Source organism: Parviterribacter multiflagellatus (assembly GCF_056863265.1).
On record NZ_JBXPIZ010000011.1, the window covers coordinates 271,210 to 283,226 of the forward strand.

Here is a 12,017-nt window from a genome sequence, read left to right on the forward strand (position 1 = left end):
GCCGTGGCGCTGGAGCGTGCGGGCGACGATGCGGGCGAGCATGTCGCCGCGCGCCGTGCCGTCGCCGCGGACCTCGCGCTGGACGTCGATGCGCGGGTCCAGCCGCCACAGGCCGCCCATCGGCAGCGGGCCATGGCCGTGGCCGGCGCCGCCCGGGACGCCGACGCCGTACTCGGGCACCTTGCCGGGGCCGGTGCCCATGAAGTCGGTCTTCGTCGCCGGGTACTCCCACGTGTTGGCGGTGTGGCGCCACGCCTCGTAGCCGAGGACGTGCGGGACGTAGGCGTTCGCGTAGTCCCCCGCCTGGTAGCGCGCGACCGCACGGCGGATCTCCGCCTCGGTGATGGTGAAGGCCGCTAGCGGGCCGCCGCTCGCGGTGCCGCCGAGCCACGGGTGCGCCTCGGTGGAGAGCGTCTGCTGCGCGCGCGCGTCGGCCATCGCGCCGCCGTAGCCGTAGGAGATGCGGCCGCCGCCCACCTTCGCGCCGTAGAACTCGCCGTACGCGCCGGTCTCCGGGCTGTAGAGCGCGAGGTGGCCCTCCTCCGCCTCCGGCTTGAGGCACGGCCCGACCGGCCAGCCCTTGCCGTCGATGCCCGCGTCGAGGTCCTCGAGGCCGCCGCTGGGCCGGGCGAACGTCCCGCGGCACAGGTCGTTGCCGCGGCTGTCGCGGATGCGGCCGTCGCGGAAGACGTGGTACAGCGTCGCGGACCAGCGCTGCTGCTCCATCCCGGCGCCCTTGCCGAGCAGGAAGCGCAACTCGGCGCGGCGCTCGCGCTGGGTGGCGGCGGGGAGGAGCGGCGCGGCGGCGGGGATCGGGGTGAACCACGGGTTGCCGGGCGCGAGCTGCATGAACGGCTGCGGCGCGGTCTTGGCCGCAACCGGCCCCTGGAGCGGGCGCTTGCGCTTCTTCTTCGCGTCGGCGACGGCGGGCGAGAGCACGAGCAGGAGGGAGAGGAAGGCGGCGGCGAAGGAGCGCATTCCCTCGTGGCATCGGCCTCGATCTGGCCGTTCGTCACCCAGATGGACGTCTGTTGGACCACTTTCTCCCAACGGCGCGATGGGATCGGTTAGCGTCGCCGCGTGAAGGTCCTCCTGGTCTCCAACCTGGACTCCGGTCAGCCCTTCGGGCAGTTCCTGCGGCCCTTCCACCTCGGCCGCGGCCTCGCGAACGCCGGCGTCGAGGTCGCGATGGTCGGCGTCGACTGCGCCAAGGTCGACTACGCGCCCTCATGGTCGACGCACCGCAAGAGCCTGCGCCCGTACGTCGGCGCCGTCCGGCAGGCCGCGCGCTCGTTCCGCCCCGACGTCGTCTACGGCCACGAGGCGCGCGGCGGCACCGCGGCGCTGCTCGCGCAGCTTCCCGGCGTGCCGGTCGTCTGCGACTTCCACTCGATCCCCTCGATGGAGTGGCTGGGGTACGCGCGCACGGAGTCCGGCGCGGAGGCCGCGCGGCTGCGGGCCGCGGGCGCGCGCTCGTTCGCGGCCGAGCGGGCGATGGCCCGCCGCGCTGACGCGATCATCGCCGCCGGGCAGGAGGTCGCCGACGACCTGCGCCGGCTCCACCGGCCGCGCGCGGAGCCGCAGGTGGTCGTCAACGGCATCACGCCCGCGCTGCTCGACGGCAGCAAGGGCGGGCGGCGGCGCAACGGCACGCCGTACCCGCGGCGGACGAACGGCGCGCGACGGGTCGTCGCGACGATGCCGGGCGGCAAGGAGCTGGAGGCCAACACGCGCGCGATGGGGTTCCTCCAGGCGGTCGCCGAGGAGCTGACCGCGCGCGAGTCCGGCGTCACCGTCCACGTGCTCGGCTCCGGCGACGGGCCGCCCGCGCGCGGGCTCACCTACGAGGGGTTCGTGCCCCAGCTCGCGCCGTGGATCGTCCACGCCGACGCGTGCCTGCTGCCGTACCCGGCCGAGGCGGCTCTCGCGGGCGGCCCGCGCAACAAGCTGATCGAGTACCTGGCCGCCGGGCGGACGATCGTCACCACCGAGGAGGGGCTGCGCGGCCTGCGCGAGGTGCGCGACTGGCCCGGCGTCGTGGTCGCGGGCGACGACCCCGCGGCGTTCGCGGCGGCGGTCGCGGCGGCCACGCGTGACGACGCCCCCGACCTGACGCCCAAGCGCGCCGGCGTGCGCGCCCGGCTGACGTGGGACGCGCTCGCGCGCGACGTGGCCGCCGTCCTGGAGGAAGTCCGGCAGTGAGCGCGATCGGCACCGCCGTCTACCGGCCCCGCCCGAGCCATCGCGTGCTCAAGGCGTCGGCCTTCGCGCTGGGCGCGGCCAACGCGGTCCGCCACGCCGTGCAGGGCTACCGCACGCCCCGGCCGGTCGCCGCCGCGTCGGCGGAGGAGGAGCTCGCGTACGCGCGCGGCGTGCTGGAGCGGTGGACGGGTGCGGGCGGCATCGACTTCGCGGGCGCGCGGGTGCTCGAGGTCGGGCCCGGCTTCAGCCTGGTGACGGGGCTGCTCGCGCTGGAGCAGGGCGCGCGCTCGTACCTGGCGATCGACCGGTTCGACGTGCTGATGGACGGCGTGGACGCCGTGCACGCGCAGGTGGCGGAGGAGCTGGGGCTGCCCGGCGGCGCCGCGGAGCTGCGCCGCGCGCTCGTCACGTTCCCCGACCTGCCCGAGCTGGCGAACGGCGCCTACGACGCGATCGTCAGCAACGCGACGTTCGAGCACGTCGACGACGTCGAGGGCACGTACCGCGCGCTGCGGCGGACCGCCGCGCACGGCGCGCGGATGGTCCACTGGATCGACGGGCGCACGCACACGCGCCCGTTCAACGTGCGCGACCCGCTGAGCATGTACCGGTTCAGCCCGCGCGTGTACGACCGCCTGCTCGGCTTCCCGGGCGCGCCGAACCGGCTGCTCGCCGAGGACCACGTCGCGGCCGCGCGCGCCGCCGGGTGGGCACACGCCGAGGTGATCTGCGACCTCGAGCTCGACGCGGCGTACCTCGCCGACGTGCACCCGCACCTCGCCGCGCCGTACCGCGAGCGCCCGCCCGCGGCGTTCCGGCCGCTGCACTACACGCTCGTCGCCACCGCCTGAGCCGGCGTGGTCCGCAGCCGCCGACAGACCCTCGTGCGCATCGGCGTCGTGCTGGCGGTGCTGGGCGGGGTCGCGCTCGTGGCCTTCACGGCGGCTCCGGGGGACCAGGGCGAGGGCCGCACGCGGATCGAGCGGGCGAGCCCGTGGCTGACGCCGTTCGCCGACTCGCGCCGGGAGCCGCGCGTGCGGGCCGACAGCGCCAAGCTCGTCGCGGACCTCGTCGACCAGAAGCAGTTCGGGATGGGGATCGAGCAGCAGCAGTGGACCACGCCGCTCTACGTCGTGCGGTCCGACCAGGGGTTGCCACGGCGGCGGATCTACCTCCAGGGGCGGCGCGCCGACCGCGGCGACCCGCGCAACGGCGAGCGCCACAGCGGCGCGGTGCTCGGGTTCCTCGTCCACCGCGGCGTCAACGGCAGGGGCTGGCCGATCCCCGACCACGCCGTTCCCGACCCGAGCACCGGCACCGGCGCCGACGGGCACCTGGCGATCCTCGTCGCCGACACCGGCCAGTACGTCGAGCTGAACAACGCGCGGCGGCTGGCGGACGGCAACTGGGAGGCCGATTGGGGCGGCTACATCCACGACATCCGCAAGGACCCGGGGCACTTCCGCGACCGGTTCGTGCGGTCGCTCGAGTGGTCGCACCACGGATGGGGCGCGACCGGCAGCAGCCTGCCGCTGTACGCGGGGCTGATCCGCGAGACGGAGATCAAGGCGGCGGTCGCGGCGTACGAGCGCGGGGACTTCGACGACGCGCGCATCCCGCACGCGCTCGGGCTCAACACGCACGGGCACACGCAGTACTCGTGGGTGTGGCCGGCGCAGCGGACCGACTGCTACGGACAGGGCGGCTGCACGTTCCGCGACAGCCCGATCGACATGGGCGCGACGTTCCGCTTCCCCGCCGACTTCGACCCGCGGAGCATCGCGGGCCGGGACGCGCGGGAGACGATGCTGCTGCAGATCGTCGCGCGCACGATCCGCGACTACGGCGCGATCGTGTGGGACGCGAGCGGCGGCGGGTTCAAGCTGCGCGCCGAGCTGGTGCCGGGCGTGCCGATGTTCGACTACGGCGACAGCGCGGCGTGGCTGCAGGCGCTGCCGCTCGACCGGCTGCAGGTGGTGGAGACGCGGGGCCGCAGCGGCTACCGCCCGATGGTCCCGCGCGCGCAGGCGCGCGCGGCGGCGGAGAGGTACCTGGGATGAAGGTCAGCGCCGTGGTCATCACGAACCGCGACGACGACGTGGTGCAGGACGCGCTGCGGTCGCTCGCGGCGCAGGAGCACCGGCCGCTCGAGCTCGTGCTCTTCGGCAACGGCGCGGCGGTCGAGGCGCCGCCGGAGGTGCGCGCCGCCGGCGTCGACGTCCGCCTCGGCTCCTCGGCACGCGACCTGGGCGTCGCCGGCGGGCGCAACGCCGCTGCGGCGCTGGCGACCGGAGACGCGCTGCTGTTCCTCGACGACGACGCGATGCTCCAGCCCGGCGCGCTCGCCGCGGCCGTCGCCACCCTCGCCTCAGCACCGGACATCGGCGCGGTTGCCTTCCGCGTCGTCGACCCGGAGACCAAGCGCACCGCGCTGTGGCTCTACCCGCTGGATGTGGAGGAGTGGGAGGGGCGCCGGTTCGACGTGCCGACGTTCGTGGGCTGCGGCGGGCTCGTGCGGCGGGCGCTGTTCGCGCAGCTCGGCGGCTTCTGGGAGGGCTACCACCGCGAGGTCGAGGAGCTCGACCTGTGCTGGCGCCTGATGTCGCTCGGCTACCGGGTGCGGTACGAGCCTGACGCCGTGGTCGAGCACCCCGAGCGCGCGCGGCGCATCTACCGCTACGCGGTCCCGGCGAACGTCGTGATGCCCTACCGCCTGCTGCCGGCGGGGCTGGCGGCGCGGCAGGCGCTGGTGAAGGTCCCGCTCTTCGCGGTCCGCTCCGTGCGCCACCGCGAGGTCGGCGACTTCGTCGGCGGCATCCGCGCGCTGCCGGGGATGCTCCGCCGCGCCCGCGCCGAGCGCGCCCCGCTCGACCCCCGCACGGTCGCCTTCCTCCGCGGCCTCCACGCCCAGGAGGGCTGGCGCGGCCGCGTCCAGTGGACCCTCCGCGCGCGACCCCTCCCCGAGCTGCACCCGCACTGACGCGCGCGCACGCGCGAGAGGCGAAGGCCCGCCGCGCGCCCGGGGAGGCGCGCGGCGGGCGCCGCACCACACGGGGAGGCGCGCGGTGCGGCGGGTGGAGCGCTACTCGGCGGGGCGGTACGTGCCGGGCTGGGCCGGCTTGCCCTCGTCGACCTCCATGTTGCGGCCGACGTTGACGAACTGCATCCACTTGTTGTCGATGGACTGGTTCAGGAGGCCCTTCACCCAGGCGGCGCTGTTGCCGCTGCCGTTCTTGTAGTCGAACATCGTCTGGTGGGAGGCCTGCTCCGCGAGGAACACGAACCCGCCGCCGGTGAAGTCCGTCATCGTCGCGCCGTGCTTCTGCAGCGTGCGGGCGAAGATGCGGGCCAGCATGTCGCCGTGGGCGGTGCCGTCACCGCGGACGACCTTGAACACGTCGATCGACGGATCGAGGCGCCAGATCCCGCCCATCGGGATGATGCCGCGGCCGTGGCCGCCGTAGTTCGGGTCGCCGCCGACGCCGTAGCGCGGGACCTGGTTGGTCCCGTTGCCCATGAAGTCGGTCTTCGACGCCGGGTACTCCCACGTGTTGGGCGTGTGGCGGTAGGCCTCGTACGCCAGGACGTGCGGGATGTACGCGTTCGCGAAGTCGCCGGCCTGGTAGGCCTTCACCGCGTCGCGGATCTCCTTCTCGGTGACGTACTGGCCCCAGAGCGGCGTGCCGGAGGCGATGCCGCCCTGCCACTGCGTCGACGCTCCGCCGCCGTAGGAGTTCATGAGCTTGACCGCGCGGGTGTTCGGGATCGCGCCGCCGTACGCGTACGAGATCGAGGAGCCGACCTTCGCGCCGTAGAAGTCGACGTACGCGCCGGTCTCCGGGTTCCACATCGCGAGGTGGCCCTCGCCGTCCTCGGGGTCGAGGCACGACGCGGTCGGCCAGCCCTTGCCGTCGATGCCGGCGTTGATCTTCGCGATGCCGCCGCTCGGCTTGACGAGCGGGCCGCGGCAGATGAGGTCGCCCTCGGAGTCGCGGATGTCGCCGTTGCGGTACACGACGTACAGCGGGGAGGACCAGTTGCGCTGCTCGATGCCGGTCGCGCTCGCGTTCATCCACGCGCGCACCTCGTTGCGGCGCGCGTCCTGCTCGGCGGCCGGGAGGAGCGGCACGCTGGTCGGCAGCGGCGTGGTGAACGGGTTGCCGGCGGCGAACTCGACGAACGCGCGCAGGCCGCTGCTGGCCGGCGGGGTCGTCGGGGCGGGAGCGGGCGCGGGCTCCTCGACCGGCTCGCTCGTGCCCGGCGCGGTGCCGGTCGTGCCGGACACGCCGTGCACCTTCACCTCGAAGAGCGAGATGCCGTACTGCGTCCCGCGCGTCAGCCCGGTGATCCGGACGAAGCGCGCGTCACGCGGCGTGAAGCTCGTGGTGCGGTCGCCGGCGCCGGACGCGCCGTCCTCGGCCGCGGTCGTCCACGTCGTGCCGTCAGGCGAGGTCTGGACGCGGAACCGCGAGGCGTACGCGTGCTCCCAGCTCGTGGTGACCTGGCGGACGTCCTGCTTGGAGCCGAGATCGACCTGCCACCACTCGCCGTCCCGGTACGCCGACGACCAGCGGGTCGAGCCGGAGCCGTCGTTGGCCTTCACGGCCGCGCGGTCGGCGCTGTCGCTGGACGAGGCGGTCGAGGCCTTCCCGCGCGCCTTCTCGACGAGCGTGCCGGACGGAGCCGGGGCCGGGGCCGGCGTGGTCGTCGTCGGGGTGGTCGTCGGCGTCGTGGTCGTCGGCGCGGTGCCGACCGTGCCGGACGGCCCGAGCACCTTCGCCTCGTAGAACGAGACGCCGTACTTCGTGGCGCGGGTGACGGTGAGGATGCGGACGTAGCGCGCGTCGCGGGCGCTGAACGTCGTCGTCCGGTCACCGGCGCTCGACGCGGTCTGCTCGGCGGCGGTGGTCCAGGTGCTGCCGTCGAGGGAGGTCAGGATGCGGTAGCGGGACGCGTACGCGTACTCCCACTTGACCTGGACCTGGCTGACGGCCTGCGCCGAGCCGAGGTCGATCTGCCACCACTGCCCGTCCTTCCACTCGGACGCCCAGCGGCTGGAGGTGGAGCCGTCGTTGCCCTTGGCAGGCCCGCGGTCGGTGGCGTCGGAGGAGGACGCGGTCGCAGGCTTCTTCAGCGACTTCTCGACGAGCGTGGTGTCCGCCGCGGAGGCGAGCGACACGCCGGTCGTGACGAGGCCTGCGCTGAGCAGCGCGGCCCCGAGTAGTCGGGTACGGGTACGGCCGTGCATGGATGATCCTTCTGGGTGGGGGACGACGAACCAGCGGCCCGAGAGCGGGCGCCGACGCGGGGACGGCGTCGGCGGCAACCCTCGGCCTGGTCACCTCATCGGGAGGCCCGTTCCCCTACCGAAGTCGCCTGGACGGACGATCGATGCGGGCCTCGATGGCGCGTTCGGGGTACCAGCGCGGGCCGGAGGTCAAGCGCGATCGGGGGTCTGGGAGACTCCGGCTTCCGGAGCATCAGAGCGGCGTGGAAGGTCTGGAAGCCGGCGTGACAGGTTCGGGTCGCGCGACCGAGGCTCGATCAGCCGCGCGAGGCGCGCAGGAGGCGGTCGCGCCCGGCGCGCCGCAGCTCCGAGAGGTGCGGCGCGAGCCCCGTCCGGGCGCGCGCCGCTCGGGCCCGCGCGAGCGCGCGCCGCGCGGGCGCCCCGCCCGCGAGGACGACGAGGGCTGCCGGCACGCGTGGGTCGGCCACCGCGAGCGGGTGCGCGGAGACCGCGGCCCGCAGCGACGCGCGCGCCCGCGCCGCGTCGCCCCGCTCCAGCGCGTCGAACGCGACGATCAGGTGCCCGTGCGCGCGCCGGCGCCGGCGCCGCCGCTCCGGCCAGTGCACGTCCGGCAGCTCGGCCGCGACGAGCGCCTCCCACCGCGCGAGCAGCGCGAGCTCCTCCTCGCCCCAGCCCGACGACGCGGACGTCATCGAGCCGCCGTGCACCCGCCGGTCGGCGTCGCGCGCGTGCAGGTACCCGACCGGGTGGCGCATCGCCATGTGGAGCCACAGCTCCCAGTCGAAGTTCTTGATGCCGTTGCGCCACGCCAGCCCGACGTCCTCGAACGCGCTGCGCCGCACGAGCGCGGTCGGCGACCCGACGAGGCACTCCTCGAGGAAGAGCGGGACGAAGTCGTGCGGGCGCTGGACGCCCTCGGGCAGCCGGTGCGGGTAGGCGAGCACGACCTCGCCCTGCTCGTCGACGTCGTTCATCGCCCCGAACGCGTACGCGCACTCCGGGTGCGCCTCGAGGAACGCCACCCGCCGCTCGAGGTACTCGGGGTGCCAGCGGTCGTCGTCGTGGAGCATCCCCACGTACCGCGCGGACGTCGCCTGCAGGCACCGGTTCCAGTTCGTCACCTGCGGCAGCACCTCGCCGGTGCAGTCGTAGGCCACGCGCGGATCGTCTCGCCGCGCGGCGACCACCGCGGCCGCCACCCCGCCGCCCGGCCCGTTGTCGAACACCGTCACCCGGAAGTCCGCGAACGTCTGCGCGAGCACGGAATCGAGCGCCTCGGCGAGGAACTCGGGCTCGCCGTACGTCGGCATGATCACGTCCACCAGCGGGGTCATGCGGTCGGGGTGGGGTCGGCGACGGCGACCGCGCGGCGGCGGCGCAGCCGCGCGCGGATGGAGCGCAGGTGGCGGCGGTCGTCGGCGGTCAGGCCGCCCGCCAGGACGTACACGCCCGCGAACGCCAGCGCGCCCGCCGGGATCGCCACGACCAGCGCGGCGAGCCCGTCGATCGCGGCGTCGAGCTCGTGTGCGACGACGAAGCCCGCGGCGTACGCGCCCAGCGCCGCGGCGATCGAGCGCACCGGCCACAGCAGGCGCGAGCGGTGGCGCAGGTGGCGCCGTGTCAGCGCGGCGGTCAGGAGGAACCCGAACCCGTACGCGATCGCCATCCCCGCCGCCATCCCGGTGATGCCCTGCCACGAGGCGAGCGGGATGCCGAGCGCGAAGACCGCGGCCGTGCGCGCGAGCGCGGTGCCGGTCCAGGTGAGCGGCTTGTCGAGCGCCAGCATCGACTGCCCGAGCAGCGTGCTCATGCAGTAGAAGGCCGGCACGAGCAGCGTGAGCGTCAGCGCGTCGGCGGCCACGTCGAACCCGTCGCCGTAGATCGCCATGACGGCCTCCGACGCGCCGCCCGCCGTCGCAGCGACGAGCAGCAGCCCGGTGCCGACGATCCGCGACGAGTCGAGCAGGGCGCGCGAGAAGCCCGCGTGGTCCTCGTTGTGCCGCCGCTCCACCAGCGTCGGGAAGAGCATCTCGGCCACCCGGTAGGTCGGCTCGAGCAGGCGCTGGGAGAGCTGCCACGCGCGCGTCCAGCCGCCGACGGTCGCGATGGGCGAGGTGATGCCGACGATCCACGTCCCCGCCTCGTTCGAGGCGCCGTCGGCGATGTGCACCGGCATCACCTTCACGCCGAAGCGCAGCATGTCGGGGAGGAGCCTCGCGGCGGCCCGCACTTCGGTCAGCGGCACGCGGAAGCGCATGAACGGCGGCAGCAGCACGAGCCGCAGCAGCAGCGCCGCGACGGTCGACGCGATGTGCGCGACGACGAGCGCCCAGACGGTGCCGAACGGGAAGCTGAGCGCGATCGCGGCGACCAGGAACCCGGCCGTCGTCAGCAGCCGGATCCAGAAGAGCTGGCGCCCCGCGCGGAACGCCGCGAAGACCACGTCGGCGTTCCAGCCGAGGTTCCCGAGCAGCGCGTACTCGGCCAGCAGCACGAGTGACGGAGCCACGAGGTCGGGCTGGTCGATCGGGCCGGTGAGGAGCAGCGTCGACACGACGCCGGCGATCACCGCGACCACCGTCGTCAGCGCCGTCGAGAACACGGCCACGATGCCGAACAGCCCGGTGATCCGCGGCGCGCGGGCGGGCAGCACCGCCAGCTCGCGCATCAGCGCGGCCTGCTCCTGGACGGTCGAGAACGTGCCGCACAGCGCGACCGGCGCGTAGGCCAGCGCGTAGGCGCCGACGACCTCGATCCCGTACGCGCGCGCGATGGCGATGCCGCTCGCGATGCCGATCACGGCCATCGACGCGAACGACAGCATCCCGAAGGAGAACCCCTCCTTGAACGAGGCTCGTCTGCTCATGCGGGAACCGCCGAGCGCGCAGTGCTGGTGAAGGTGCGCGTTCGCAAGATCGCTCCGGGAAACCGACCCTAACCCAGTGCCAGAGCCGCGTGGAAAAGATTTCCCTGCGAGCCATTCGGCGTCTGTACGGTCGCCTCGACGTCTTCACCGGAGAACCGACCGGAGCACACGGATGCAACCTGACGGCAATCTCGATCTCGGACGGCGGGTCCGAGACCTCGTCCATCCCCTGAAGGAGCGCTGGCACATCGTGGTGCTCTGCGCGATCCTGACTTGCGCAGCGGCCCTTGGCTACTCGCTGACGCAGGAGGAGCGGTACGAGTCCACCGCCAAGCTCCTCATCCAGGAGGACGGCTTCGACGCGTCGGTCGTCGGGCTCGACCGCGGGACGCCGGTCGACCCCGAGCGCCAGACCGCCACCGACCTCGCCCTCTTCCGCCAGTTCCCACTCGCCGAGCGGGTCGTCGAGGAGTCCGGCGTCGACATCACCCCGAGCACGCTGCTCGACAACACGTCCGTCGAGGCCGACGGCCCGTCGCGCGTGATCGAGGTGACGGTCAACGCCGACGACCCGGATGAGGCCGCCGCCCTGGCGACCACCTACGCGCAGCAGTACGTCCGCTTCCGCGCGGCCAACTCGCGCCAGCGCTATCAGCGCGCCCTCGGCGACATCGAGCAGCGGCTCGAGACCGCCCGCGACGCCAACGCCAGCACCGCGGCGATCCGCCAGCTGCGCGAGCAGCGCGACCAGGTCGCCCTCCTGGCCTCGTTGCAGAGCGGCGACGCGACCGTCATCGAGCCGGCGCGCGCCGACGACACGCCGGTCTCGCCGAACCTCGTGCGCAACGGCGTGCTCGGCCTGCTCGTCGGCCTGATCCTGGGCTGCATGCTCGCGATCGCCCGCGAGCGCATCGACCCGCGGCTGCGCGAGGAGCGCCAGGTCACCGAGCTGCTGCCCGGCGTGCCGATCATCGCCGCGATCCCCAACTCGCCCGTCGACTACAGCGGCCGCCCGGTCGAGGCGGAGGGCTTCCGGGGGCTCCAGACGACGCTCTCGGTGCTCGACGCCGACCGCGCGATCCGCACCGTGCTCGTCACGAGCGCGACCGTCGCAGAGGGCAAGTCGACGACGAGCCTCAGCCTCGCGCTCGCGATGGTCGAGCGCGACGAGAGCGTCCTGCTGATGGAGGGCGACCTGCGCCGGCGCACGCTGTCCGAGCGCCTCGGCCTCACCGAGCACGAGGGCCTGACCGAGGTCCTGGCCGGCGAGACGACCGTGGGCGAGCAGCTCGTCGAGGTGTCGCTCGACCCGCCGACCCGGGCCCGCGTCGGCGTCGGCACGCGCACCGCGACCGCGCCGCTGGCCGGCGTCGTCCAGGTGCTGCCGGCCGGCAAGGCGTCGTCGAACCCGCACGCGCTGCTGTCGCCGATGCGCCTGCAGCGCGCGCTGGTCGAGGCGTCCGCGCTGGCCGACAAGGTCGTCGTCGACGGCACGCCGCTCGGGCTCGTCAAGGACATGCTGCCGGTCGCCACGCAGGCCGACGCGGTCGTGGTCGTCGCCCGGCTGCACCACACACGGCGGCGCGAGCTCGAGCGCCTGCGCGAGCTGCTGGCCAGCGCGCGCGTCCAGCCGTTCGGCCTCGTGCTGTTCGGCGTCGAGCCCGACATCGCCTACAGCGAGTACCTCGGCCGGCGGTAGAC

At 74.3% G+C, this 12,017-nt stretch carries 8 protein-coding genes; 5 read left to right on the plus strand and 3 right to left on the minus strand.

What is annotated here, in order from left to right; genetic code table 11:
- Positions 1-1,080 precede the first annotated feature (1,080 nt).
- The 4 genes from AC1UE5_RS23440 to AC1UE5_RS23455 are packed head-to-tail and all read left to right on the plus strand — an operon-like array spanning position 1,081 to position 5,182.
- Positions 1,081-2,202, plus strand: coding sequence for a glycosyltransferase (locus tag AC1UE5_RS23440; protein ID WP_482928179.1), 1,122 nt, complete (start codon positions 1,081-1,083; stop codon positions 2,200-2,202).
- A complete protein-coding gene (locus AC1UE5_RS23445) occupies positions 2,199-3,053 on the plus strand; it encodes a class I SAM-dependent methyltransferase (RefSeq protein WP_482928181.1) in 855 nt (284 codons plus the stop codon). Before AC1UE5_RS23440 ends, AC1UE5_RS23445 begins: the two co-directional genes overlap by 4 nt.
- A gap of 6 nt (positions 3,054-3,059) precedes the next feature.
- Complete coding sequence (locus tag AC1UE5_RS23450) at positions 3,060-4,262, plus strand: hypothetical protein (protein ID WP_482928183.1); 1,203 nt, start codon at positions 3,060-3,062, stop codon at positions 4,260-4,262.
- Positions 4,259-5,182, plus strand: coding sequence for a glycosyltransferase family 2 protein (locus AC1UE5_RS23455; protein ID WP_482928185.1), 924 nt, complete (start codon positions 4,259-4,261; stop codon positions 5,180-5,182). Before AC1UE5_RS23450 ends, AC1UE5_RS23455 begins: the two co-directional genes overlap by 4 nt.
- 102 nt (positions 5,183-5,284) lie before the next feature.
- Here AC1UE5_RS23455 and AC1UE5_RS23460 read toward each other — a convergent pair whose 3' ends face one another.
- The 3 genes from AC1UE5_RS23460 to AC1UE5_RS23470 form a co-directional block, all read right to left on the minus strand.
- Entirely contained in the window at positions 5,285-7,450 is a 2,166-nt protein-coding gene (locus AC1UE5_RS23460) for a discoidin domain-containing protein (RefSeq protein ID WP_482928187.1), read from the minus strand.
- Between the two features lie 296 nt (positions 7,451-7,746).
- Positions 7,747-8,784, minus strand: a complete 1,038-nt coding sequence (locus AC1UE5_RS23465) for a glycosyltransferase family 2 protein (protein ID WP_482928189.1) — start codon at positions 8,782-8,784, stop codon at positions 7,747-7,749.
- Complete coding sequence (locus AC1UE5_RS23470) at positions 8,781-10,316, minus strand: lipopolysaccharide biosynthesis protein (RefSeq protein ID WP_482928191.1); 1,536 nt, start codon at positions 10,314-10,316, stop codon at positions 8,781-8,783. The genes AC1UE5_RS23465 and AC1UE5_RS23470 overlap by 4 nt, the downstream gene beginning before the upstream one ends.
- Before the next feature lie 172 nt (positions 10,317-10,488).
- Between AC1UE5_RS23470 and AC1UE5_RS23475 the strand changes: the two genes are divergently transcribed.
- Positions 10,489-12,015: a tyrosine-protein kinase domain-containing protein gene (locus tag AC1UE5_RS23475; protein WP_482928193.1), complete on the plus strand. Its 1,527-nt coding sequence runs from the start codon at positions 10,489-10,491 to the stop codon at positions 12,013-12,015.
- Positions 12,016-12,017: the final 2 nt, after the last annotated feature.